The organism is Marivita cryptomonadis (genome assembly GCF_002115725.1).
Classification (GTDB): domain Bacteria; phylum Pseudomonadota; class Alphaproteobacteria; order Rhodobacterales; family Rhodobacteraceae; genus Marivita; species Marivita cryptomonadis.
The window spans coordinates 1-22377 of the sequence record NZ_JFKD01000032.1 but is presented as its reverse complement, the minus strand read 5'-3'; the positions used below and the strand labels follow the sequence as shown (position 1 = coordinate 22377).

Here is a 22377-nt window from a genome sequence, read left to right as displayed (position 1 = left end):
AGGCCCCGCGCCGGTGTGCTGGTGATCGCGGTGACAAAATCCGCGTACGTCTCGCCGCGGGCCTCTACCAGACCCAGCACATCCCCTTGGCCTTTTACACTGGCCATCATCTCATCGTATTCGTCGATCAGTGCCAGCGCGGCTGGATCCGACTTCAGCGCCGTGGACGAGCCAGCATGGGCGAGGCGCAGGCGTACGCCAGCCACGTGTTTGAGCGTCTTCTTCATTCGGCGGCCGCGCACCACCTTGTTGGCCAGTGTGTCGGCCTCATCCAGAAGTGCCATCAGCCGCGGCTCGAACTGGTCGGTCAGAAACTCCTTTGTTGGACCCACATAGAGGATCGGCGCCGGGCGCTGGTCGAGCCGTGCGCCGATGATGTCCAGCATGCTGTCGGTCTTGCCCGACTGCGCCGAGGTCACCGCCACCGCCCGGCGGTAGCCGCCCCGATGCACCGCCGAGGACCAAGGGATCATGTAAGGTGTCAGACCGGGATCCCGGGGGCCGGGAATACCCGCCGTCTCAGGGTAAATCCGGTGGACCGCCGCCCAATCGGCCGGGTCACGCTTCTCGCTCGGCCTCCAGATCGCTGCGATCAGCGCCCAAAGCTGCGCCAGCTTTTTCCGCTCCGCCTGCAATGCGCTCGAGGGCGTCATCAATCACCTCTTCAAGCACCCGTCGCGCCTCCATGTCCCGTGTATAGCGCGCTGCAAGACCGGCAAGTTCGGCCCGGACAAGAGCGGCCATTTCGCCAATGACTGCCCGGGCATCCTCCATGGCGATCAACTCGCGACTGCGTTCCTGAATGCGCAATTCGATCTCGCGGGTGCGCGCCTCCGAAGCGCGTGTAGCGGCTGCCGCCTTGTTGTTCTTGGTGATCTGGTCTTCGTAATAGGCCAGCGCCCCGCGGATGACCGCGACCAAGGTGTATTCGCCGCGATTGGCACGTTCGATATACCCTGCCTTGACCAGACCCCGTACCCAGCGATCGGAGCGCCCCAGCAGGGCGGCCGCTTGCGAGACGGTGATAGTCTGGCCTCGGGGGCGGGATGTGGACATGGGTCATAGCCTCCAACAGGGAGCGAGATCACAAGACAGCCGCAGCCCTTCCTGCAGGGCCGCGCCCCGCATGCAGGGCTGCGGCCAGTTCCAGAGCGGGCGCCAGCGTCAGAGGTCGGTTTCAGCCAGAATGGCGTAATGCGTGACCCAGCCATCGAGATGGGGCAGTCCTTCGGGGATGCCGTGGCTGGCCTCGGTCTGGGCCGAGATGCCGCGGCGCTGCCAGATGTCGATCGTGGTCTCGAGGGCGGCCGTGGTGTTGGTCTCGCCAGAGCGCAGGGTGTCGATGACCTCATCGGCGAAGTGCCGTCCCATCTTACTGTCGAGGAAATCGCGGACGCCGATCATCTCGGCCTCGCCTTGGGCGTTGACCGCCTCGGCGATCAGGGTGCTGGCCAACGTCCAGAATGTAGCGCTGGTGCAGTCGCGCAGCGGGCAGGTCGTGACAGTGCCGTAAAACCCGTAGGCCGTGTTCTGGCTGGGCAGAATGGTGCGGTTGGTCATTTGGGTGTCTCCCAGTGATCATGGCGCGCGCCATGCGCGCCTTCTACCGCCGCAAGCCCGGACCAGCCGGGCAGGGGGCGTCATCACAGCGGGACTAATCGATCCAGAATTGAGTGGGGCTAATGGCGTAAAGGCGCAGGCTATCGTCGTCAGTTCCGATCCAGTATTCATGCGTGGTGTGCCCCGGGCCAAATGGGCAGGCGGGCAGGGACGTGCCTGTATACTTTGTCCGATAGAAGGTTTTGCCCTCTGCAGTGATCGTGTCTGGCATGTTGGCGGCGAGCGTGTCGATCGTGTTGGTCATGGCCTTCTCCCGTTGATGAACTCCGCGTGGCGCGATCAGGACCATGCAAACTCGATGCTGGCGAAGTCCTCTTTCTCGAACCCATCAGCCATGAAGTCGTCAAAGATGTCCTGTGGGTCGCGTTCGGTGTCGAAGTAAAAGCCTCCGATCAAGCGGTTTGCGGTCTTGGCTTCGGTCTCCAGAAGGATGCTGCCAAGGGCACGCTCGACGCTGTCGTGTGCGGTGCGCGGGTTTGCAAAGCGAATGGTGACTTGCATGTCGGTGTCTCCTGTTCGTGCGCCGCGTCCATCGCGGGCCTTCTACCGCCGCGAGCCCGGAGGTCCGGGCTGTTGACGCACGCCAAGGGTCAGGCGGCCGTGTAGGTTTCGATGCAAATCTCTGCGAGGTAGTCCCGCAGGGGGGTGTTCACCGTGAGTTCGGCAAGCATCTTCGTGATCGGCATGTCCGCTTTCTTGGCGAAGACCTCGACGGCGGTGGGCAGAGCGATCAAAGCTTCAGGCGGCATGCGCATCTGCGCTGCGATCGGGGCGAGGGCTTCAGGTGTCAGGGTCATGTCAAGTCCTCCGGGTTTGGGAGCCGTTTCCGGCGAAGGACCATCATGTTCGCTCTGTCGAACCCGATAGTGTAGAGAATTCAGCCTCATAAGATTGCTGATCTTGGCGGGTGATTGTTCGATCAGAGCACATCGAACCAGCGCAGGGCGGTTTGCAGCAGGTGGTCGTAATCGCCTGCGGTGGCCTCGGTGACGAAGGCGTTGATCTCGCTGTCGCGCAACCCGGCTTCGCGGGCGGCCTTGCGGCAGCGCCCGAGGACGGCAAAGGCGTTGCCATCCTCGCCGGTGAGCGGAACGGTGATGTGCGGATGCTTGGGTGTCATGGTCATGTCAGCCTTTCCAAGGGTGTGATCGATCATGGCGCCTGTCACGGGCGAGCGGTCTGCGGCACCAACCGCAGCCATGTTGCCCGGCCATTGCCCTGCACGAGCCAGTATCCTTCGCCGTCCTCGTCCCGGGTCAGCCAGCTTTTGGGGATGGCGCCGAACTCATCACTGATCGTGTATCCGCGCAGCCAGACAACGTTGCCGGATGCGTTGTTGTTGACCCTGTCAGGCCCCTCGTTGCGGGTGCGCGGCTCGAGCAGGGCGCCCTCGGCGCGGATCACGTCGCCGATCTGCAGCGCGTGTGTGGTCACGGTCTCGTAGGTGTCACCTTTGATAGTTACGGTGTTCGGTGTGTTGGTGGTCACGTCGGTGCCCTCCGGTATGCTGACCCCGCGACGGCGCGGCCTTCTACCCCCGCAAGCCCGGACGAGCCGGGCTGTCGGTGGGAAGGACGGGCAGATCACTGCGGCTCGTTCTTCCACATGGGGCTGTGACCACGATCCTTCGCGTGGGCGATTGCATCCTCGAGCGTTGCGAAGCTGGGGGCTTTCCACATCATGCTTTGGTTGGTTTTCGGGTCGCTGAACGCCCGCTGCCCAAGGATGGCAGCGCGGTCTGCGGGGACCTGGTCGCAGAGGTCTGTGGGCACGGACCCGACATAGCCAAAGCGACCGGACGGGAATTCAATGATGTGCAGGCTGAGATTTGTACCAGTGATACCAAGCATGGGTCTCTCCTCGCTGTTGCGTTGCGCCACGCAGATCGCGCCGCTGCTACTGCCGCAAGCCCGGAGGGGCCGGGCAGACGCGGAGAAGGGGATGCCGTCAAAGGCTGTTTCGGCACTCATCATTGATCGTTTTGCAGGGGGTATCCACAGGATTCGCCAGCATATCAGTGCTCTATTTGAAGCTTTTCCAAAACAATCGAAGTCGCAGAATGAAGCGAAAGAAGGTCGTTAAAATCATTCGTTTCTGCCACTTTGGGGTAAATGCGATATAATTGCCGCATTATGAGGAGGATTGCAGGGTGATCACTACATGTTGTGTTTTGCCGGTTGAAACCTGGAAGTCGTCGGATTGTTTTGGTGGTGTCTCAGACATCACTGCCTTGTCTGAAACCTGCCTCAGTCAGCGCTTGCCTGCGCTGACATCGCACCTCACTGGGCCAGCTTCGTGCTGGCCCCTTTTTTGTCGGCATTGTGTCCAACCTCTCTATCATCATCTTACCCGGGGTCGGCTTCGGCGTCCGTGTCCTCATCGGTGGCGCCCTTCGCGCCAGACCGTGTGCCAAACGTCTGTCCGGTGCTTTCCAACACGGCCACCTCTCCGGTGAAATCCTGCCAACGTGTGATGGCAACATCGACATAGGCCGGGTTCAATTCGATCCCGTAACACACCCGCCCGGTCATCTCGGCAGCGATCAGCGTGGTGCCTGATCCCATGAACGGCTCGTAGACGGCCTGACCCGGGCTCGAGTTGTTCTCGATGGGGCGACGCATACAGGCCACAGGCTTCTGGGTGCCGTGGATGGTGCTGGCATCCTGATCCTTGCTGGAGATGTGCCACAGGGTGGTCTGCTTGCGATCCCCCGACCAATGACCCTTGCCGGAGGTGCGGACCGCGTACCAGCACGGCTCGTGCTGCCAGTGGTAATCACCGCGGCTCAGAACAAGCCGCTCCTTGGCCCAGATGATCTGGGAGCGGATGGCAAATCCGCAGGCCTCAAGGCTTTCGGCCACGGTCGCGGCGTGCAAGGCGCCGTGCCAAACATAACCCACATCGCCGGGAAAGAGCGCCCAGGCCTCGCGCCAATCGGCCCGGTCGTCATTCAGCACTTTGCCCGTCCGCTTGGTTTTGGCCGCGCCTGCGGTATTCCGCCAGGCCGGATCGTAGTCCACGCCATAGGGCGGATCGGTGCACATGAGCAGAGGTTTGACAGGCCCCAGAACCTTTTCGACATCGGTCGCCACGGTGCTGTCGCCGCAGAGCAGCCGGTGCGCGCCAAGGATCCACACTTCACCCGGCCGTGTCACAGGAGTTTCTGGCAGCTCCGGCACATCGTCCGGATCGGTCAAGCCGCCTGTGGTCTCCACCAGGGCGTCCGGCAGCATCTCTGCCAGGTCGTCCGCGCTGAACCCGATCATCCCGAAATCCTCGATCCCAAACTCTGATCGCAGGTCCTCGATCTCCAGACGGAGCATCTCCGGGTCCCACTCGGCGATCTCGGCTAACCGGTTGTCCGCCAGCGTGTAGAGCCGTCGGTCTTCCTCCGTCCAGCCACGGGCCACCATAACCGGCACTTCAGCGAGGCCCAGCTGTGCCGCCGCCATCAGTCGCCCGTGACCCGCGATGATCGTGCCATCCTCCGCCACCAGCATCGGGATGGTGAACCCGAACCGCTGCATGGACGCCGCAATCTGGTCGATCTGGTCCGCCGGGTGCTGCCGGGCATTGCGGGCATAGGGCACGAGATCGGCGACCTGCCACATTTCGACCTGCGCCGCGGGCCAGGCCCGGGCGGTGTGTTCTGCATCAGCTGTCATCTGAGACCTGCTCTTTGGGTGCGAAAACTGGGCCGGCGAACCGAAACGGGGCCGGAGTTAGGTTAATCAATCTGGGGTAGTGATGCGCCAGTCCTGCGACGCATCACGCGGGTATTCGATGCAAAAAACACGCTGTTTTGCAGCGCCGACTGTTCGTCAAATCGACTCCTAAGCCATTGAAAACATTCGGTCAGACCCGCTCTGAACCGAACAAGATCGCAGTTTCAATTGGCGAAACCAGTGGGGGGCATTTCGCCAATTTGAGACCTAAGCCATTGAAAACCCGTCATCGGACCCCGTTTGAAACGAAGCGAAATGGATTTTTCAAAAAATAAAAAACGCGCAAATTCCGCGAGGCGGCGGCCCCGCATGAGATCAAACCCCTGGAAGGGACCCAAGGGGTGGGGCGTGGAGGCGACGGTCGCCCTCAGACCCTCGGGCGTCTGCCCGTGATCGAGGCTGATTGAGAAGGTGTTGCGCATTGATTGGCTCCAACGGTGTTATATTGCCCGAAAATTAAGCGGTTCAGCAGACGGTGCGCTTAACATGAGCATTGCGCCCTTGGTCTGACGGCAATGTGGTCTCAGGCTTGGTCATCACAGATGAGGGGTCTTGGATGACAGAGTTTGTAGAAAGCGCGCTTGAGTTCGCCAATTTCACGTTCGAGCGCGAAAAGGTGGTTTGCTACGGGCTGCAAAACACAGCCGGCGGCACAACCACGATCCTCAACTTTCCCTCTGAACACCTTGCGGATGCGTTTCATGAGGCGTTTCTGCAGGGCCGCAATTTCGACATCGTTCACAACGGTGCCCAGATCATCTGCCTGACCGATTACGACACAGTCATGCGCAGGTCGGCTAGTGATCCGCGCGTACAGACGCTCCGCTATAGCCGGGATTACATGATGGGCACCATCGCGCATATGACGTGTTGATTGGTCGACAGACTGTCCCATAGGGCTAGCATCCTATCAGCCACGCTGATGGAGGTTCTGATGACACACTTGGTTTTATGGGCAAAAGCCTTGATTTCGATTGCTGTGGTCTTTGCTGCGACTACGGCACATGCCAATGGGCTGTGCCCCTACGACGAGCAGGGACCATTAGGTTGTCCCGACGGGACCGTGTGGCATACAGACTATGAAGTGTGCGTGACCCCTGACATGCTGGTCGGCTGATCCCCACAAAGCGTCAGTTCGGCGCCTCCAGCAGCATTTTCAATTGGCGTGTGGCCTCTGCCAGCACGTTTGGCTGCGCGGCCTCGAATGCCGCGCGTGCTGCATCCTGTACCATCTCCTTTGGGATCGCCGGGCCGAACATCTTCTTGATCGGAAACCTGGCCTTGCTCTGACGCACAAAGGCGTTGTTGCCGAGAGAGCCGACGAGGAACGCGCTCTTGAACCGTTGCCACCGTCCCCAGGGTTTGGCACGAACCCCGTAGCCGAACTGCCGTGGGCTGAAATGCGACAGACCGAGGTAATCCCCACGCGCCTCGATCGTGTAGGTAAGGTTTGCAAAGGTTGACCGGATCGTGCGCGTCTCGCGGTTGATCAGCGCGGCTTTTGCGCCGGTCTGTTTGCGCAGGGCACGGTGCACGTGCGTGCGGACCTTGTCTCCCTCGCTGTTGAGCGCCCGGTTGAAGGCGCGTGTGGCAGCCTGTTCGCCGACCCGGTGGATGGCCGCTTCGAAATGCAAACGAGTCTGGTCCAGATCGCGCAGAATGACGTTCATCCCGGTTGCCTTTCAAATGCGTTTCCGCAACAACGCGATGGCGGGCCTGTAGCTCAATTGGTTAGAGCAGAGCGCTCATAACGCTTTGGTTGCAGGTTCGAGTCCTGCCGGGCCTACCACGTGCCCGCGTGGTGAAATGGTAGACACAGGAGACTTAAAATCTCCAGGCCGTATGGCCGTGCCGGTTCGAGTCCGGCCGCGGGCACCAAGTTGGTTGTTTGTGTGAGCCCCTCTGAGGTCCCGCCCGCCCAACTGCGGGCTCCATCTGGTAGAAGGCAGCGCGCGACGCGCTGTCCCTTACGACCGGAGGACAAGATGCCCAAACTCACCGATACCCAGAGCCTTATCCTCAACCGGGCCGCGAAACGCCCAGGCAACCTGGCCATGCCGCTGCCCGACGGGCTGCATGGCGCAGCCGCCAAGAAGGTCGTCACGATGATGACCGACCGCGGTTGGCTTGAAGAGGTCGATGCAGACCTGCGCAAGGGTGAGCCGCTCTGGCGCGAGACCGGGGATGGCCATGGCACCACGCTGGTGGTCACCGCGTCCGGACTTGAAGCCATCGGCATTGAGCCGGTTGTGGCGCAAGTCACAGCGTCCGCGCGAAAAGCCCGCACACAGAAGGTCGCGCCCAGCGCGTCCGACACTCCCGCCCAGCGCGCCGGCACCAAGCAGGCTCAGGTGATCGAGATGCTGCAACGCCCCGACGGCGCGTCCATCAAGGAGATCGTTGCGGCTACGGCGTGGTTGCCGCACACGGCGCGCGCGGTGATTTCGTCCGCGCTGAAGAAACGCCTTGGTCTCCCGATCATCTCGCAGAAAGAACAGGGTAGGGGGACCGTGTACAGGTTGCCGTCTGCGTGACGGTATCAATTATCGCCAGCGTTCAAACACGCGGCGCAGCGCATAGCCGCGGATCAATGAAACGCCGACAAAGGCTGCGCCAATGGCGAGGTTGTCCTGCAGGCTCGCCGCCAACCCAAACCACGGGAACACGATCATCTGTGTCAGCATGGCCAGCACGTAACCAACGACAACGTTGCACACCGCCTGAAGAGGCGACACGCGGCGAGATTGGGGCATGGATTAGTCTTAGGACAAAGTGATTGGTCTTAGGACAAAGTCGGTTAAGACGATCGCGGCGCATTTGCGGGCGAGCTGACGCGGTGCCCAGCGCGCGACCATGGTTCCAAAGAAAAAGCGCCCGGGTGAACTTTCATCCAGGCGCAAACCTTCGATGATCAAGGGGTACGTCAAGGGGGGCAGCTTGTAAACCCTCAATGTGAATCGGAGTCACTTTTCAAGTTGCAGCGATTTGAGGTCCGCAAAATAGAAAATGCGCCACGCAAGACGGGCGGCAAGCTGTCGTTCGCTGCGCCGGGCATGAACTGGCACGGTGCGGACATGCCGGACTTGCGCACCCGCGGCTACTGCTGACGCAGCATTGTTTCGCATGCGCAGCTTTTTCCTTGTCGCGATGCAGCGCAGTTTCCGAAGAAGCCTTTCGGAATAGAGGAGTCGGTCGAGGGTGGAACTGTCAATTCAGCGCTGTCTTGTCGAGCAACTCAAATGGGGGACAAGTCTATATCATCCAGTTTCTGCGATTGATAAGCCTCATCAGTCAATTACAAGGACAGCGAAGAGGTCTGGCATTTGGTAGCGGAGTTTGAAGCCGTAAACAACATCAAGGACAGTTACACTTTGGGCAATCGGGGCATGTCGACCTTCTTGGGTCGACGACGCCCCAAACCCGAGAATCCAAGTTGGGGAAACTTGGTCATTTTTTGTTCGACCTCTGGGCTGCTTTTACCATCGGATAGGCTGCTTTGAAGGTCTCATAAGCCGCGTCATGCTGATCTTTGAGCTCAGAAACGGGCTGAATTATCTCAGCGATTTCTGGTTTCGTCAGCACGTCCTCCGATACTGCGCCGGTGTGCGCCATCACGGCTAGGCGCGCAGCGCCCATTGCCGCGCCGAACTCGCCGTCCTGGGGCCGCTCCAGCGTAACATTAAGCGCTGTCGCGATCAGTTTCAGCCAATAGGTCGATTGGGCACCGCCGCCGATCGCGAGCAGACGCGACAGGCTGGAGCCATTCGCCTTGAATGCCTCCAGGGAATCGCGCAAGCCGAATGCCACGCCTTCCAGAACCGCTTGTGTCATGTCCGTGACGCCCGTGCCGACCCCCAGCCCCAGAAAGCTGCCGCGAATATCGGCATCGTTGTGAGGCGTCCGCTCGCCGGACAGATATGGCAGGAACAGCGTGTTGCCAGGCGGACGGAGATCATCGCCCAAGGCTCCAGTCAGCGCAGGCGCCGTGGAGCCGGTGATCGAGGCAAGCCAGTTGAGACTATCGGTCGCCGACAGCATCACACCCATCTGATACCAGCGATCCGGCACAGCGTGGCAGAACGTGTGCAAAGCGGAATCCGGATCCGGTCGACAGGTTGTCCGGGCAGCGAGAAGGACCCCCGACGTTCCCAGTGACAAAAATGCGTCACCGTCATTAAGCGCGCCGATCCCGCAGGCGGCCGCGGCATTGTCGCCCGCGCCCCCGGCCACGGTTACGTCGGCGCTTACCCCCCAGCTTCGTGCAAGCGCGGGCGACAATGTCCCGGCGGCCTGGGACCCGTCAACGAGGCGGGGCATCTGGTCCAGCCGCATCTCGCCTGCGTCGAGGAGCGATTTCGACCAATCGCGCGCCGCCACGTCGAGCCAGGAGGTGCCTGCACTGTCGGATCTGTCGGCGATCATGTCACCGGTCAGGTAGAAATTCAGATAGGCCGCTGGCAGCAGAACTTTGGCGATCCGCGCGAAATTCTCGGGTTCATGGCGCTTGACCCAGAGCAGTTTTGGCGCGGTGAACCCCGGAAAGACGATGTTTCCGGACAGACTTCGTACACCCCGCATCTCATCCAGTTGCCGCGCTTCGGCATGTGACCGGGTGTCATTCCATAGGATACAGGGGCGGATCACCGCGCCGGTTTCATCCAGCAGCGTCGCTCCGTGCATGTGACCGGCAACCCCGATCCCCTTGAGGTCGGCAAACGCGGGGAACCGTTCGCGCAACTCGTGCACGGCGGCATCAAGCGCCTCGGTCCATTTGGCGGGATCCTGTTCGCTCCAGCCTGACTGCGGGTGCTGCGATGTGTAGGATTGTTCCGCCGCGCCGATGACTTTGCCGCCTTCGGACAAAAGTAGCGCGCGCAGGCCGGACGTGCCCAAATCAATGCCTAAGTAACACATGCGATTACCTCCCTTGAGCCGGCTGTTTTGCCAATAGGGCTAGTCAGCTTATTATGTCCATTCGTGCAAAACCTTCGAACGACGGCAAGACGAATTCGGCCCCCGCCGCCAGAAGAGCCGCACCGTGCTCAGCCTGCGAATCGATCAAATGTTGCCCACCCGAAAATCCGACTGCGGACATTCCCGCTGCTCCGGCGGCGCGCACGCCGTGCGGAGAATCCTCGACGACTAGACAGGCCGCTGGCGTCACACCCATCTTGCACGCGGCATATTCGAACAGGTCAGGCGCAGGCTTGCCACGGGCGACCTGCTGGGCGCTGAAGATATGCGCAAAGCGGTCCGTCACGCCCATTGCATCCAAAGCGATATCGATACGATTGAAAGTGCTGCTCGACGCGATGCAAAAAGCCGTGCCGCTCTGCTGCAACCGGTCGACCAGGTCGAGTACATGCGGGACAGGTCGAAGCTCTGCCCTGAAGCGGTCGAAAAGCACGCTTTCCCATTGCACGGCAAACGCGTCGGTATCGCCGGTACCATGTTCAGCAACGTGAGCCGCAATCGTTTTGAGCGACGTGCCCAGAAACATTTCGCGGGTATCTTCGGCGCTCAGATCAAGCCCGAAAGCGTTGAGCGTTTCCCGCAGCGTGGTGAGCGATATGACTTCGCTGTCCGAGATCACCCCGTCAAAATCGAAAATGACGAGGTCAGCCGCGCCGACCAGCTGGACAAACCTTGACCGAGCGCTCTCATGACCTGCCGCGCGGTGTTCAGACACAGTCCCCGCCCCTAGATCGCGTTCCCCGCATCATTGAACTGATGCAGGCGATTGGATGGAATAAAGATGCTTACCGTGTCCCCGACGGCGGTTTCGTCTTCGCCACTTACTTTTGCGATGATCTCCTGGCCTGCATATGTCGCGAGGTAAAGAAGACTTTCGCCGCCGAGCTGCTCTTTCACCTTCACTGTTGCATCCGCATATCCCTGCCCGCTGGCGCGCAGTTCCAGGTGTTCGGGCCGGCATCCGATATAGGCGGCGTCGCGCGATAGATGCAGATCGGACAGTTCGGCCCCGGGCGCAAAGACGTTCATTGCAGGAGACCCGATGAACTCGGCGACAAAGCGGGATTTCGGCTTGTGATACAATTCCATCGGGGAGCCGACCTGTTCGATCCGGCCGGCGTTCAGCACAACGATCTTGTCGGCCATGGTCATTGCCTCGACCTGATCGTGGGTCACGTAGATCATCGTGGCGGCAAGCTGTTTGTGGAGCCCCTCCAGTTCGACGCGCATCTGCACCCGCAGCTTTGCGTCGAGGTTGGACAGAGGTTCGTCAAACAGGAAGACTTTCGGGTTCTTGACGATAGCGCGTCCGATGGCGACGCGCTGCCGCTGGCCGCCCGAAAGTTGGCTGGGTTTGCGTTCAAGGTAGTCTTCCAGTTGCAGGATGCGCGCGGCCTCGGCGATTCGGTCCTTGCGCTCTTGTTCGTCGTAACCATTGACCTTCATGCCGAAATCCATGTTTTCACGAACGGACATGTGGGGATAGAGCGCGTATGATTGAAATACCATGGAAAGTTCGCGGTCAGCGGGTTCCGCGGTGGTTACATCGCGATCGTCGATCATGATCGTGCCCGAGTCGGCTGCTTCCAGCCCGGCGAGCGTGCGCAGCAATGTCGATTTCCCGCAGCCTGACGGGCCGACGAAGACGACGAATTCGCCGTCGTCAATATCCAGGTTCACATCGAACAGCGCCTGAGTCTTGCCGTAAAATTTGTTAAGATTTTCGATCCTTATGCCGGCCATGTTGGCGTCCTCCCCAAATCCGCAAAAGCAGCGGCGTCAATACATTTGCATCTTGATACAAACAAATGTATTGACTTTCAAGTCGGAAACATACTTTTGTATCTATGGCGATGCAAAAGATTGCCCGCAATCCATGAACTGGGAGGATCCTGAACATGAAGACATTAAGAAACCTGCTCGGCGCCACCGCCGTAACCAGCCTGATGGCGACCGGCGCTATCGCGGGCGGCCATGGCTGGAGCCTGGCAGACGCAGCAAAGCCTTACGCTGGCACGACCGTCGACGTCGTGTTCCTGCTGCGTCCCGGCTATGAAGCCATAGAGGCGATGCTGCCTGCTTTCGAAGAAGAAACCGGCATCAAGGTCAACATTATCAAGCACCCGTATGAAAACGCTCTGGGCGAGCAGGTGCGCGATTTCGTCGCCGGTGGCGACCTTGATATCGCGCTTATCGACCTTGTCTGGATGGGTAACTTTGCTGAAAATGAGTGGGTGCTGCCGCTGGCCGATGTGCAGGCTAAGTTTCCTGACATCATGGATCCCGCGCTCGACATAGACGACTTTTTCCCGCTGGTGCTGAATGCTTTTGGCGGCTGGAACGATACAATTTATGGGCTGCCGGTCGATAACTACTCCGGACTGATGTTCTACAATCGCTGCATGCTGGAGGATGCTGGCTTCGATGGCCCGCCATCAACCTGGCAGGAATTGAAGGACGTATACGGCCCGGCGCTGACCAAAGATGGCAAATACGCCTTCGCTCTGCAATCCAAGCGGAATGAAACCCAGTCAGCCGACAGCTTCGCCCGCGTTTTGTGGCCCTTCGGCGGGTCCTTTCTTGATGAGAACTTCCGCTCAAACCTGCTGAGCGAAGAAAGCCAAGCCGGACTGCAGTTCCGCCAGGAGCTCATGCAGTACATGCCTGACGGGATCGTGGCCTACGACCACGCCGAGACTGTGAACGCCTTCAGTCAGGGCGATGTGGCGATGATCACCGAATGGTCGGCGTTCTATTCTTCCGTTGTGTCGGCTGATACGTCGAAAGTCGCGGACTGCGTTGAAATCGCGCCCGAGCCGATGGGACCTGCTGGCCGCAAGCCGGCGCTGGGTGGCTTCTCGATGGCGGTGGCATCCCAGGCGGATGAGGCGGAGCAGGCGGCTGCTTATCTGTTCATCCAGTGGGCAACCTCTGCCGAGAACGCGCGCGAGTATCTGGAACGCGGCGGCGTGCCCGCCCGTCAATCAGTCTATGAGCAGGACGGTCTGGAGGCATTCAAGTTCGTGCCGGCGCTGGTCGAAAGCTGGCAGGACGGTGTGCCCGAGTTCCGTCCGCGCTTTGCCGAGTGGCCCGAGATCACGGAGATCGTGCAGGAGTGGGGTACCAAGATGATGCTTGGTGAAGTCACGACTGTGGAGGGCGCGGAAGAAATCGGGACACGGATGGAAGCTGTGCTGGAATCGGCCGGCTACTACTCCGGCGACAAGCCTTTGGCCCAGTAACGTAGACAACAACCGGGGACGAAAACAATCGCCCCCGGTTCCCCAAATGGGGTTCAGGGAGGATGAGACATGCGCGGACAGGTATCCCGCAAAACCGTTTTTGGGTTTATCGGGCCTGCGGTCATTGGCCTTGCAGTGGTTGGCATCGCGCCGCTGCTTTATGCTGTCTGGACCTCACTTCACTTCTACAACCTGACCAAGCTAAAACGCGTCGAATTCATCGGGCTTGAGAACTACATGACCGTCCTTACCGATGGTGTGTTCTGGCAGGCGATGGGCCGGACGTTCTTCCTACTCGGCACTGCGCTGCCGCTGCAAATTGCCCTGGGCCTGATGATTGCGTTGGTGTTGCACCAGCCGGGGCTGACATTGATTAAGACGCTGTGCCGTCTTAGTCTCGTCCTGCCGATGGCCACCACATATGCGGTCGTGGGTCTGTTGGGGCAGGTCATGTTCAATCAGAAATTTGGTGTTGTGAACCAGTTGTTGGGCGGTGCCGATATCAACTGGATCGGCGATCCAGAAAACGCCTTCGCGATGATCATCTTTTGGGACGTCTGGCAGTGGACCCCCTTTGTGGCGCTGGTCCTGCTGGCGGGCCTGACAATGGTGCCCGGCGAAGTGGAAGAGGCCGCGCGACTTGAGACCAAGTCGAAATGGACTGTGCTGCGCTATGTTCAGCTGCCATTCCTGCTGCCAGGGCTGGTCGCTGTCCTGATCCTGCGCACGGCGGATACGCTCAAGCTGTTCGACATGGTCTTTACCCTGACACGGGGCGGCCCGGGATCATCGACCGAGTTTATTTCGCTGATGATCCAGCGGGTTGGCTTCCGGGGCTTCGATCAGGGGCTTGCCTCCGCGCAGGCGATCATCCTGCTGATCATCACCATCATCCTCGCGCAGATCTACATCCGCGTCTTTTACAAAGAGGTTTGAGCCATGACATCGACACGCTCCCTCTGGACCCAGATCGCTTTGCTGGTGGTCATCATCATGGTCTGCGTCTTCCCGTTTTACTGGATGGTCACAACCTCGCTGAAAACCCAGATCGTGGCGCTTGAAGCGCCGCCGGTCTGGGTTTTCGAACCGACACTCGACAACTACCGCGAGGCCCTTTTCGAAGACGGTGTGCTGCGGACATTGCTCAACTCGCTGGTGATTGCTGTGAGTACGACAGTGCTTGCGCTGATCCTGGGCGTGCCGGCGGCCTTTGCCCTCGCGCGGTTCGAGTTCCGGGGCAAGAAAGACCTGTGGTTCTGGTTCATCACCAACCGGATGGTGTCGCCCATCGTGCTCGCTTTGCCTTTCTTCCTGATTGCGCGAAATCTCGGGCTGCTGGACAAGCACATCACGCTCATTCTGATCTATCTTACCTTCAATCTTCCCATCGTGATCTGGATCGTCACCGACCAATTTAGGGGAATCCCCTATGATCTGGACGAGGCCGCGCGGCTGGAAGGCGCATCACAGTTCACGATCATGCGAAAGATCTGCTTGCCTTTAGCCATGCCCGGCGTCGCGGTCTCGGCGATCTTTTCGTTCATTTTCTCTTGGAACGAGTTGATGTTCGGCCTGATCTTGACCCGGACTGAAGCCAAGACTGCTCCCGCAATGGCGGTGTCCTTCATGGAAGGCTACAATCTGCCCTACGGCAAGATCATGGCGACCTCGACCCTGATCGTGATCCCTGTGCTGATCTTTGCACTGATCGCGTCCAAGCAACTGGTGCGTGGTCTGACGATGGGTGCTGTGAAATGACCGATTGCAGTCTGTTTTTTCCAATGACTTTCTGGTCCGACCTTCGAAACTGAGGGGCCGCCGATGTCACGTTATGTCAAACTCGAACAGATCGACCCGGAAGAGCAACTTCTGGTCCGCCTTGCCTGGGCCTGCGAAGTCGAGGGGATGACACAGGCGGACGCGGCTGAGCGTTTTGGTATCACCCGTTTGCGTGTCAACAAAAGCCTGAATGAAGCGCGCCGTCGCGGCATCATCCGGGTGAGCGTCGACTCCGTCTATGCAGCGGCGGCCCAATTGGAATGGGAACTGCAGGACAAATTTAAACTCGGCAAGGCGGTGGTCGTCCCTTCGCCGCAGAAGGAGGCCTCGGTCACCCCGCTCGTGGCGGCAGGGCTTGGCGCACATCTGAGCGAGCTTCTCCAAGATGACCAGATCAAGCAATTCGGCATGTCCTGGGGAAACACGCTGAACCTTGCCACCCGGCACATGCAACCGCTTGACCGCAAGGACCTCGAGATCGTGTCGATCATGGGCGGCGTGTCTCGCGGTTCTGACGTCAACGGTTTCGAGATCACAACCCGCCTCGCCGACCTTTGCAACGCCCAGCACAGCCTGTTTCCCGCACCACTCTACGCTGGAAGCCGGGACAGCCAGGCCATGTTCCTTGAGCAAGACGTGATCCGTGAGATGCTGGAAAAAATCTCGTCCTGCGACGCGATTGCGCTGGCGACGGGCAACCTCGAGACCTCGCTGCTCGTCCGAGACGCCCTGCCGCGCGGGATCACTCCGGAAGAGTTGATAGCCCTCGGGGGAGTTGGCGACATCACCGGTCATATTCTCGACGCGGACGGCAATCTGATCGATCACCCGTTGAACGGACAGGTGATCGGCCTGACTCTTGATGAGATGGCGCATATCAAGAACGTCATTCTGGCGGCAGGCGGGACGCAGAAGGTGCCGATCATCGGCGCCGCCCTTGCGCGGGGATTCGTGGACACGCTGGTGACGGACGAAAACACCGCGCGTGCGCTCATCGAGCGAAGAAAGATAGGGAGTGAAGGATGGCAATAGCTCTGGTGCTTGAAGAGAAGCGTCGCCTTGCGCTGCGTGACATAGAGCTGCCGGACAGGCTTGGTCCGGGCGATGTGCGGATCGAAGTCGATACGGTCGGTGTCTGCGGCAGCGACGTGCATTATTACACCCATGGCAAGATCGGTCCCTTCGTCGTCAGAGAGCCTATGGTGCTCGGCCACGAGGCCGCAGGTGTCGTGTCCGAGGTTGGCGCGGATGTGCGCCACCTGAAGGTAGGGGACCGCGTCTGCATGGAGCCGGGCATTCCCAATCCTGCATCAAAAGCCGCGAAGCTGGGGGTCTATAACGTTGACCCTGACGTTCTGTTCTGGGCGACGCCGCCGGTTCATGGCTGTCTGACACCTGCTGTCGTGCATCCTGCAGCGTTCACATATCCGATTCCGGGTCACGTCAGCTTTGCCGAAGGCGCGATGGTAGAACCGTTTGCTATCGGGATGCAGGCAGCCGCGCGCGCGCGGATCAAACCCGGGGACGTCGCTTTTGTGACAGGGGCTGGGCCGATCGGAATCTTGACAGCGCTTGCTGCACTGGCCGGGGGCTGTGCCAAAGTGTACATCGCCGATCTGGTGGAAGATAAGCTTGCCGTTGCCGCAAGCTATGACAATATCGAACCTGTTCTGATCCCGCGGGACGACCCCGCACGCGTCCTCCGCGATGCAACCGAAGGCTGGGGCGCCGATGTGGTCTTTGAATGTGCAGGTGCCGCGGCCTCAATCCAGACCGCTCTGGATGTGGTAGCCCCCGCGGGATGCGTTGTCTGGGTCGGCATGCCCGTGGAGCCTGTTCCGGTGGACCTCGTTTTGGCGCAGTCCAAGGAGATCCGTATGGAAACCGTGTTCCGTTACGCCAACATGTATGATCGGGCCATTGCGCTGCTTGGCTCCGGCAAGGTCAACCTAAAACCGCTGATCTCGGAAACCTTTGCCTTTGAGGACAGCATCGCGGCGTTTGATCGCGCGGTCGAGGCGCGCCCGACAGACGTGAAAATTCAGGTAAAGCTGAGATGAGCCGCGCCCAGCAGATTCTCTCGGAATTGCGACCTGGCCTATCGGAGGCGGTGCTGGGCCAAATCCCTGAATTGGTCGAAGTGCTGGCACAGTCCCGCCGGATCGTTTGCCACGGCGTGGGGCGCGAAGGGCTGATGATGAAGGCGCTGGCAATGCGGCTCTTTCACCTTGGATGCGACGTGCACGTGGTCGGCGACATGACCACACCGCCCGTAGGGTCTGGCGACGTTCTCCTTTTGAGCGCCGGACCTGGGACTTTTTCAACAGTTGCCGCGCTTGCGGGAGTTGCCCGCTCGGCGGGCGCCTGGGTGATCTGCTTCACGGCGGAGCCGGATGGTGCTGTCCCTGGCCAAGCGGATCTCAGCATTCACCTGCCAGCACAGACCATGGCATCGGACGCGCAGGCGACGTCGATCCTGCCGATGGGATCGCTGTATGAAGCTTTAATGTTTCTGTTCTTCGAAGTGCTGGTGCTGGATCTTCGCGACCACCTTGGCGTTGCGCCCAGCGAGATGCGCGCCAACCACACTAACCTGGAGTGAGCCATGAATTGGAAAGAGCGTTTTAGTCTTGCAGGCAAGAAAGCGCTTGTCACAGGGGCTTCATCGGGCATCGGGACTGCCATTACAGAAGTCTTTGCAGATGCGGGCGCGGATGTTGCGGCGCATGGGCGTGATAAGGATCGCCTGGCTGAACTTCGCGAGAGGGTTGCGGAACACGGAAACCGGTTTGCCGTGATCACGGGCGATCTGGCGGACCCGGAGCAGGCACAGGCGGTGGCTGATCAGGCGCTTTCCGAATTCGGGCAGATCGACATATTGGTGAATTCCGCCGGGATCGCCCTCAATGCGCCGGTGGTCGGCTATGGTCTGGACGACTGGCACCGCACCCTGGCAGTCAACCTGACGGCACCGTTCATTCTGTCCAAGGCGCTCCTGCCCGGAATGATGGCGCGCCGGTCCGGGAAGATCATCAACCTCTCGTCGCAGACCGGGGTGATCGCACTGCAGGACCATGCGGCTTACGCCTCATCAAAGGGCGGCCTTAATGCATTGACGAAATCCCTGATGGTCGAGGCCGCTCCGTATAACGTGCAGGTCAATGCCATTTGTCCGACGGTGGTTCTGACCAAAATGGGCAAGGAACAATGGGCCGCACCGGAAAGACGGGACCCGATGATCGCAAAAACCCCGCTTGGCCGCTTTGGTGAGCCGGTCGAGATCGCGGATATGGCGCTATATCTCGCTTCGCCGGCCTCAGACCTCGTGAACGGCGCGATCATGATGATCGAAGGCGGATATTCCAGCATATGAAGGGATTCGGCGTTCATACCAGCATGTGGACCATGTCCTGGGACGCGGAGGGTGCTGCACGCGCCATTGCGGCGGCGAAGGTGTCGGGGATTGATTTCCTCGAGATCGCGCTCCTTGACCCGACCGCGATAGATGCTGCGCTTGGACGTCGCCTGCTGGAAGAGGCCGAACTGCCTGCCGTCTGCTCTCTTGGACTGCCAGAGGCAGTCTGGGCGTCCCGCAATCCGGAAGGTGCGAAGGATTTCCTGCGGCTGGCGATCGAAAAGACCGCAGGTCTCGGGGCAACGGCACTGACTGGTGTTACATATGGCGGTATCGGCGAGCGGTCGGGCCTGCCGCCGACGGATTCCGAGCTCGACAATGTTGCCCGCGTTCTGGAACAGGCGGCAAGACTGGCGGCTGACGTGGGACTCGCCTTCGGTATCGAGCCCGTGAACCGCTACGAAACCCACCTGATCAATACCGCCGCGCAAGGGGTCGCAATGATCGAGCGGATCGGGGCGGAAAACATGTTTCTCCACCTCGATACCTACCACATGAACATCGAGGAAAAAGGCGCAGGCAACGGCATCCTGCAGGGCCGAGATCATCTGCGCTACATTCACCTATCCGAGTCCGATCGCGGAACGCCTGGTGCGGGAACGTGCGATTGGGACGAGATCTTCGTGGCCCTTGCTGCGATTGGGTTCGACGGGGGCCTCGCGATGGAAAGCTTTATCAACATGCCGCCTGAAATTGCCTATGGCCTTTCCGTCTGGCGGCCTGTCGCAGAGAGCGCAGAGCAGGTTGTCGGCGACGGCCTGCCGTTTTTGCGCGGTAAAGCGCGGCAGTACGGTTTAATTTGAAGGGAGCTGGCGCATGGCCGATTTGGCGGGGAAAGTTGTTGCGATAACGGGGGCGGCATCAGGCATCGGTCTGGCCTGCGCGAAGGCCTGCATTGACGCCGACGCACGCGTTGCGCTGGTGGATCGGGACAGGGCTGCGCTCGACCGTGTCTGTGCCGATCTTGGCCCCTCAGCAATGCCCGTTGTGACAGACCTGACGGACAAGGACAGCGTAGCAAGCATGCTGCCAGCCATTCTTGACGCGGCCGGACGGCTTGACGTATTCCATGCCAATGCGGGTGCCTATGTCGGCGGCGATGTGCTGGAGGCTGATCCGGATGCCTGGGACCGTATGCTGAACCTCAACATCAACGCGGCGTTCCGGTCGGTCCAAGCGGTGCTGCCCCATCTGGCCCGGCAAGGGTCGGGCGATGTGATCCTCACCAGTTCAATTGCAGGTGTGATCCCCGTTGTATGGGAGCCAATTTACACGGCCTCCAAACATGCCGTGCAGGCATTCACCCACACGGTGAGAAGGCAAATGTCGAAACATGGGGTGCGTGTGGGGGCGGTCCTGCCGGGCCCCGTGGTCACGGCGCTTCTCGACGACTGGCCCAAGGCCAAGATGGAGCAGGCCCTTGCCGAAGGCAGTCTGATGCAACCCGCAGAAGTCGCCGATTGCGTCGTCTTCATGCTCACGCGTCCGCCCAACGTCACCATCCGCGACCTTGTTCTACTTCCAAACGCGGTGGACTTGTGACAGCGTTCGTAGGGGTCGATGTCGGCACCGGCAGCGCGCGCGCCGGTGTTTTCGACGCAAGCGGGACGCTGCTGGCCAGCCACGCCCAAGGCATAAATATGTGGCGCGAGGGTGATGTCGCCGAGCAATCTTCGGATGACATCTGGACTGCCGTCTGCGCCTGCGTGAAGACGGCCGTTTCGGTGTCAGGAATTGCGCCCGATCAGGTGGCGGGCGTTGGGTTCGATGCCGCCTGCTCGATGGTCGTCCTCGACCGCGACATGCGCCCGCTCAGCATCAGTGAGACCCGCGCCCCCGAACGCAACGTTATCGTTTGGATGGATCACCGCGCCAAAGGTCAAGCCGCCCGGATCAACGCACAGGGCCACCCCGTGCTGGACTATGTCGGCGGGCGTATCTCGCCAGAAATGCAGACCCCCAAGCTGCTCTGGCTCAAGGAAAACATGCCGGACGCATTCCACGCCGCAGGGCATTTTTTTGACCTGCCCGACTACCTGACATGGGCCGCTACAGCTTCGCTGACCCGTTCGGCCTGCACAGTGACCTGCAAATGGACCTATCTGGCACATGAAAATCGGTGGGATGCGAGCTACTTCAATCAAATTGGTCTGGGTGACATTGCGGCCGAGGCGTTTGCCCGCATTGGCCAGCACATTGTCCCCCCGGGTGAGGCAGTTGGTAACGGGTTGACCGCGGCTGCGGCCGCAGAAATGGGCTTGCGCCCGGGAACGCCTGTCGGAGCAGCTTTGATTGACGCGCATGCAGGTGGCATTGGCACGGTCGGCGCCGATCCTGACGCGGGCCCTGAGCAAACCATGGCCTATGTCTTCGGCACCTCCGCTTGCACGATGGCCAGTTCCACCAAGCCGCATATGGTACCGGGCGTCTGGGGGCCCTATTATTCGGCCATGGTGCCAGGGCTGTGGCTCTCGGAAGGCGGACAATCCGCAGCGGGCGAGGCGATCGCGCATCTAATCCGGACGCACCCTGCCAGAGAGGCAGCAGAGGCGCTGGCCTCCAAGGCTGGCCTGTCATTGCAGGACTATCTCTCCGGTGAAGTCGTCCGCCGCGCGCCCTGCATCAGCGATGCCGTCTATCTGGCGGGCCGCCGCGTGATCGTTCCGGATTTTCTGGGAAACCGCGCGCCCTTTGCCAATCCTGAAGCAACCGCCGTAATCGCTGGCCTGACATTGCGATCGGATGTCGACGATCTGATCGCCACCTACGTCGCCGCTATCACCGGCATCGGGTATGGCTTGCGCCAGATATTGGAAGCTCAGTCAGAGCAAGGCATTTGCCCAAAAGCGATCGCCATAAGCGGCGGCGCCGGACGAACCGCCACGGTCAAACAGTTGCTTGCCGATGCAAGCGGTCTGCCCGTCCTGTCCACGACCACCCCAGAGCCGGTCCTGCTTGGTGCTGCCATGCTCGGTGCGGTCGGTGCCCGTCATTTCGCAACGCTGAAAGACGCGATGGAGGAAATGTCCTCGATTGCAGAGCGTTTTTCACCTGCCGGCGCACCGCCATCACGTCACCACCAAGCGCGCTTCGAGGCATTCAAAATCCTCCAAGCAGCCGAACATCACTTGGGAAGGGCTCTTTTTGGTTAGTATCGGCGCGATGAGGGTTAACTCGTAATATCCATTTGGGCTCAAGAGAGTTGCCTTGCGCGTTCACAATTCTTGACGGCTGCCGTTCGGTACGAACGCCCGGAATTGACCAAAGCGCGAGGGATGGGGGCGAGCCGCTGTCCAAGGTTTTCCGAGGAGCGTAGAAAAGAACTTGAATTCAGCGATCTCCACCGAAAAAGTGTCTGAAACGTGATAGTTGCCCAGCCGCTCCCAGTTGCGCGCGAACGGCCGGTTTTCCCGCCCCTAAACAGCGACCGCAACCGCGCACCTGCAGCAATATTTACGCTGCGTGCGCTCGCAGTGAGAAGAACGAATTCACAGGTTGGGCTCTGACCCGCCATTAGCCGCACCTTGTTCGAAGATCCGCACCGGGCCGATCACGCGTTTCCACCCTATGGCTTGTTTTGCTCCCACGGCTGGCATTTCGGCATATTGCCTGTAACCTCCCC

General features: G+C 60.2%; 29 protein-coding genes and 2 tRNA genes. 15 read left to right on the top strand and 16 right to left on the bottom strand.

What is annotated here, in order from left to right; all coding sequences use genetic code 11:
- The 11 genes from MCRY_RS20850 to MCRY_RS20795 form a co-directional block, all read right to left on the bottom strand.
- The coding region (locus MCRY_RS20850) for a phage terminase large subunit family protein (RefSeq protein ID WP_176234541.1) at positions 1 to 653 on the bottom strand (653 nt) is incomplete at its 3' end.
- Positions 559 to 1056 carry a hypothetical protein gene (locus MCRY_RS20845; RefSeq protein ID WP_085633482.1) on the bottom strand — a complete coding sequence of 166 codons (498 nt, stop codon included), beginning with the start codon at positions 1054 to 1056 and terminating at the stop codon, positions 559 to 561. The genes MCRY_RS20850 and MCRY_RS20845, both read right to left, overlap by 95 nt.
- 108 nt (positions 1057 to 1164) lie before the next feature.
- Entirely contained in the window at positions 1165 to 1560 is a 396-nt protein-coding gene (locus tag MCRY_RS20840) for a hypothetical protein (RefSeq protein WP_085633480.1), read from the bottom strand.
- A 94-nt stretch (positions 1561 to 1654) separates the two neighbouring features.
- A complete protein-coding gene (locus MCRY_RS20835; protein ID WP_139834146.1) occupies positions 1655 to 1864 on the bottom strand; it encodes a hypothetical protein in 210 nt (69 codons plus the stop codon).
- 35 nt (positions 1865 to 1899) lie between these two features.
- Positions 1900 to 2121, bottom strand: a complete 222-nt coding sequence (locus MCRY_RS20830) for a hypothetical protein (protein WP_085633476.1) — start codon at positions 2119 to 2121, stop codon at positions 1900 to 1902.
- An 89-nt stretch (positions 2122 to 2210) separates the two neighbouring features.
- Positions 2211 to 2417, bottom strand: coding sequence for a hypothetical protein (locus MCRY_RS20825; protein ID WP_085633474.1), 207 nt, complete (start codon positions 2415 to 2417; stop codon positions 2211 to 2213).
- A 122-nt stretch (positions 2418 to 2539) separates the two neighbouring features.
- On the bottom strand, positions 2540 to 2776 hold the full coding sequence (locus MCRY_RS20820) for a hypothetical protein (protein WP_244897945.1): 237 nt from the start codon (positions 2774 to 2776) through the stop codon (positions 2540 to 2542).
- Positions 2777 to 2784: 8 nt separating this feature from the next.
- Positions 2785 to 3108, bottom strand: coding sequence for a hypothetical protein (locus MCRY_RS20815; RefSeq protein ID WP_085633472.1), 324 nt, complete (start codon positions 3106 to 3108; stop codon positions 2785 to 2787).
- A 95-nt stretch (positions 3109 to 3203) separates the two neighbouring features.
- Complete coding sequence (locus MCRY_RS20810) at positions 3204 to 3470, bottom strand: hypothetical protein (RefSeq protein ID WP_085633470.1); 267 nt, start codon at positions 3468 to 3470, stop codon at positions 3204 to 3206.
- A gap of 495 nt (positions 3471 to 3965) precedes the next feature.
- Positions 3966 to 5285, bottom strand: coding sequence for a site-specific DNA-methyltransferase (locus tag MCRY_RS20800; protein WP_085633466.1), 1320 nt, complete (start codon positions 5283 to 5285; stop codon positions 3966 to 3968).
- A 224-nt stretch (positions 5286 to 5509) separates the two neighbouring features.
- A complete protein-coding gene (locus MCRY_RS20795) occupies positions 5510 to 5767 on the bottom strand; it encodes a hypothetical protein (protein ID WP_085633465.1) in 258 nt (85 codons plus the stop codon).
- A 134-nt stretch (positions 5768 to 5901) separates the two neighbouring features.
- Here MCRY_RS20795 and MCRY_RS20790 point away from each other — a divergent pair, with 134 nt between their 5' ends.
- Complete coding sequence (locus MCRY_RS20790) at positions 5902 to 6219, top strand: hypothetical protein (protein ID WP_139834145.1); 318 nt, start codon at positions 5902 to 5904, stop codon at positions 6217 to 6219.
- Positions 6220 to 6279: 60 nt separating this feature from the next.
- Positions 6280 to 6462, top strand: coding sequence for a hypothetical protein (locus MCRY_RS20785; protein ID WP_139834144.1), 183 nt, complete (start codon positions 6280 to 6282; stop codon positions 6460 to 6462).
- Between the two features lie 13 nt (positions 6463 to 6475).
- Here MCRY_RS20785 and MCRY_RS20780 read toward each other — a convergent pair whose 3' ends face one another.
- Positions 6476 to 7015: a hypothetical protein gene (locus MCRY_RS20780; RefSeq protein WP_085633459.1), complete on the bottom strand. Its 540-nt coding sequence runs from the start codon at positions 7013 to 7015 to the stop codon at positions 6476 to 6478.
- 42 nt (positions 7016 to 7057) lie between these two features.
- Between MCRY_RS20780 and MCRY_RS20775 the strand changes: the two genes are divergently transcribed.
- The 3 genes from MCRY_RS20775 (at position 7058) to MCRY_RS20765 (ending at position 7879) form a co-directional block, all read left to right on the top strand.
- A tRNA-Ile gene (locus MCRY_RS20775) sits at positions 7058 to 7134 on the top strand.
- A gap of 3 nt (positions 7135 to 7137) precedes the next feature.
- Positions 7138 to 7223 (top strand) — tRNA-Leu (locus MCRY_RS20770).
- A gap of 107 nt (positions 7224 to 7330) precedes the next feature.
- Positions 7331 to 7879, top strand: a complete 549-nt coding sequence (locus tag MCRY_RS20765; RefSeq protein ID WP_085633457.1) for a DUF3489 domain-containing protein — start codon at positions 7331 to 7333, stop codon at positions 7877 to 7879.
- Between the two features lie 9 nt (positions 7880 to 7888).
- Here MCRY_RS20765 and MCRY_RS20760 read toward each other — a convergent pair whose 3' ends face one another.
- From MCRY_RS20760 to MCRY_RS20745, 4 genes are all read right to left on the bottom strand, one after another.
- Positions 7889 to 8098 (bottom strand): DUF7220 family protein, encoded by a 210-nt coding sequence (locus MCRY_RS20760; RefSeq protein ID WP_085633455.1) that lies wholly within the window; start codon positions 8096 to 8098, stop codon positions 7889 to 7891.
- A 694-nt stretch (positions 8099 to 8792) separates the two neighbouring features.
- On the bottom strand, positions 8793 to 10259 hold the full coding sequence (gene xylB / locus MCRY_RS20755) for a xylulokinase (RefSeq protein WP_085633453.1): 1467 nt from the start codon (positions 10257 to 10259) through the stop codon (positions 8793 to 8795).
- A 43-nt stretch (positions 10260 to 10302) separates the two neighbouring features.
- Positions 10303 to 11034, bottom strand: a complete 732-nt coding sequence (locus MCRY_RS20750; protein WP_085633451.1) for an HAD family hydrolase — start codon at positions 11032 to 11034, stop codon at positions 10303 to 10305.
- A gap of 11 nt (positions 11035 to 11045) precedes the next feature.
- The gene (locus MCRY_RS20745) at positions 11046 to 12062 is read right to left on the bottom strand and encodes an ABC transporter ATP-binding protein (protein WP_085633449.1); all 1017 of its coding nucleotides are present in this window, start codon (positions 12060 to 12062) and stop codon (positions 11046 to 11048) included.
- A gap of 155 nt (positions 12063 to 12217) precedes the next feature.
- Between MCRY_RS20745 and MCRY_RS20740 the strand changes: the two genes are divergently transcribed.
- The 10 genes from MCRY_RS20740 to MCRY_RS20695 all read left to right on the top strand — a co-directional run bounded on the left by MCRY_RS20740 (position 12218) and on the right by MCRY_RS20695 (position 21907).
- Positions 12218 to 13561: an ABC transporter substrate-binding protein gene (locus tag MCRY_RS20740; protein WP_085633447.1), complete on the top strand. Its 1344-nt coding sequence runs from the start codon at positions 12218 to 12220 to the stop codon at positions 13559 to 13561.
- Between the two features lie 69 nt (positions 13562 to 13630).
- Entirely contained in the window at positions 13631 to 14497 is an 867-nt protein-coding gene (locus MCRY_RS20735) for a carbohydrate ABC transporter permease (protein ID WP_085633445.1), read from the top strand.
- 3 nt (positions 14498 to 14500) lie between these two features.
- Positions 14501 to 15319, top strand: coding sequence for a carbohydrate ABC transporter permease (locus MCRY_RS20730; protein ID WP_085633443.1), 819 nt, complete (start codon positions 14501 to 14503; stop codon positions 15317 to 15319).
- A 63-nt stretch (positions 15320 to 15382) separates the two neighbouring features.
- On the top strand, positions 15383 to 16372 hold the full coding sequence (locus MCRY_RS20725; RefSeq protein WP_085633441.1) for a sugar-binding transcriptional regulator: 990 nt from the start codon (positions 15383 to 15385) through the stop codon (positions 16370 to 16372).
- Positions 16363 to 17400, top strand: coding sequence for an NAD(P)-dependent alcohol dehydrogenase (locus tag MCRY_RS20720; protein WP_085633439.1), 1038 nt, complete (start codon positions 16363 to 16365; stop codon positions 17398 to 17400). Before MCRY_RS20725 ends, MCRY_RS20720 begins: the two co-directional genes overlap by 10 nt.
- Positions 17397 to 17942, top strand: coding sequence for an SIS domain-containing protein (locus tag MCRY_RS20715; protein ID WP_085633438.1), 546 nt, complete (start codon positions 17397 to 17399; stop codon positions 17940 to 17942). The genes MCRY_RS20720 and MCRY_RS20715 overlap by 4 nt, the downstream gene beginning before the upstream one ends.
- A 3-nt stretch (positions 17943 to 17945) precedes the next feature.
- Positions 17946 to 18713 (top strand): SDR family NAD(P)-dependent oxidoreductase, encoded by a 768-nt coding sequence (locus MCRY_RS20710; protein WP_085633436.1) that lies wholly within the window; start codon positions 17946 to 17948, stop codon positions 18711 to 18713.
- 32 nt (positions 18714 to 18745) lie between these two features.
- Positions 18746 to 19558, top strand: coding sequence for a sugar phosphate isomerase/epimerase family protein (locus tag MCRY_RS20705; RefSeq protein ID WP_244897944.1), 813 nt, complete (start codon positions 18746 to 18748; stop codon positions 19556 to 19558).
- 13 nt (positions 19559 to 19571) lie between these two features.
- On the top strand, positions 19572 to 20297 hold the full coding sequence (locus tag MCRY_RS20700; protein WP_085633433.1) for an SDR family oxidoreductase: 726 nt from the start codon (positions 19572 to 19574) through the stop codon (positions 20295 to 20297).
- Complete coding sequence (locus MCRY_RS20695) at positions 20294 to 21907, top strand: FGGY-family carbohydrate kinase (protein ID WP_085633431.1); 1614 nt, start codon at positions 20294 to 20296, stop codon at positions 21905 to 21907. The genes MCRY_RS20700 and MCRY_RS20695 overlap by 4 nt, the downstream gene beginning before the upstream one ends.
- Positions 21908 to 22377: the final 470 nt, after the last annotated feature.

Coding starts and splice junctions, on each gene's coding strand:
- MCRY_RS20800 (WP_085633466.1), bottom strand. CDS start 5,285: ATGACAGCTGATGCAGAACACACCGCCCGGGCCTGGCCCGCGGCGCAG.
- MCRY_RS20730 (WP_085633443.1), top strand. CDS start 14,501: ATGACATCGACACGCTCCCTCTGGACCCAGATCGCTTTGCTGGTGGTC.
- MCRY_RS20715 (WP_085633438.1), top strand. CDS start 17,397: ATGAGCCGCGCCCAGCAGATTCTCTCGGAATTGCGACCTGGCCTATCG.
- MCRY_RS20830 (WP_085633476.1), bottom strand. CDS start 2,121: ATGCAAGTCACCATTCGCTTTGCAAACCCGCGCACCGCACACGACAGC.
- MCRY_RS20810 (WP_085633470.1), bottom strand. CDS start 3,470: ATGCTTGGTATCACTGGTACAAATCTCAGCCTGCACATCATTGAATTC.
- MCRY_RS20740 (WP_085633447.1), top strand. CDS start 12,218: ATGAAGACATTAAGAAACCTGCTCGGCGCCACCGCCGTAACCAGCCTG.
- MCRY_RS20795 (WP_085633465.1), bottom strand. CDS start 5,767: ATGCGCAACACCTTCTCAATCAGCCTCGATCACGGGCAGACGCCCGAG.
- MCRY_RS20835 (WP_139834146.1), bottom strand. CDS start 1,864: ATGACCAACACGATCGACACGCTCGCCGCCAACATGCCAGACACGATC.
- MCRY_RS20790 (WP_139834145.1), top strand. CDS start 5,902: ATGACAGAGTTTGTAGAAAGCGCGCTTGAGTTCGCCAATTTCACGTTC.
- MCRY_RS20825 (WP_085633474.1), bottom strand. CDS start 2,417: ATGACCCTGACACCTGAAGCCCTCGCCCCGATCGCAGCGCAGATGCGC.
- MCRY_RS20705 (WP_244897944.1), top strand. CDS start 18,746: ATGTCCTGGGACGCGGAGGGTGCTGCACGCGCCATTGCGGCGGCGAAG.
- MCRY_RS20845 (WP_085633482.1), bottom strand. CDS start 1,056: ATGTCCACATCCCGCCCCCGAGGCCAGACTATCACCGTCTCGCAAGCG.
- MCRY_RS20720 (WP_085633439.1), top strand. CDS start 16,363: ATGGCAATAGCTCTGGTGCTTGAAGAGAAGCGTCGCCTTGCGCTGCGT.
- MCRY_RS20710 (WP_085633436.1), top strand. CDS start 17,946: ATGAATTGGAAAGAGCGTTTTAGTCTTGCAGGCAAGAAAGCGCTTGTC.
- MCRY_RS20840 (WP_085633480.1), bottom strand. CDS start 1,560: ATGACCAACCGCACCATTCTGCCCAGCCAGAACACGGCCTACGGGTTT.
- xylB (WP_085633453.1), bottom strand. CDS start 10,259: ATGTGTTACTTAGGCATTGATTTGGGCACGTCCGGCCTGCGCGCGCTA.
- MCRY_RS20745 (WP_085633449.1), bottom strand. CDS start 12,062: ATGGCCGGCATAAGGATCGAAAATCTTAACAAATTTTACGGCAAGACT.
- MCRY_RS20700 (WP_085633433.1), top strand. CDS start 19,572: ATGGCCGATTTGGCGGGGAAAGTTGTTGCGATAACGGGGGCGGCATCA.
- MCRY_RS20725 (WP_085633441.1), top strand. CDS start 15,383: ATGTCACGTTATGTCAAACTCGAACAGATCGACCCGGAAGAGCAACTT.
- MCRY_RS20735 (WP_085633445.1), top strand. CDS start 13,631: ATGCGCGGACAGGTATCCCGCAAAACCGTTTTTGGGTTTATCGGGCCT.
- MCRY_RS20785 (WP_139834144.1), top strand. CDS start 6,280: ATGACACACTTGGTTTTATGGGCAAAAGCCTTGATTTCGATTGCTGTG.
- MCRY_RS20820 (WP_244897945.1), bottom strand. CDS start 2,776: ATGATCGATCACACCCTTGGAAAGGCTGACATGACCATGACACCCAAG.
- MCRY_RS20760 (WP_085633455.1), bottom strand. CDS start 8,098: ATGCCCCAATCTCGCCGCGTGTCGCCTCTTCAGGCGGTGTGCAACGTT.
- MCRY_RS20765 (WP_085633457.1), top strand. CDS start 7,331: ATGCCCAAACTCACCGATACCCAGAGCCTTATCCTCAACCGGGCCGCG.
- MCRY_RS20780 (WP_085633459.1), bottom strand. CDS start 7,015: ATGAACGTCATTCTGCGCGATCTGGACCAGACTCGTTTGCATTTCGAA.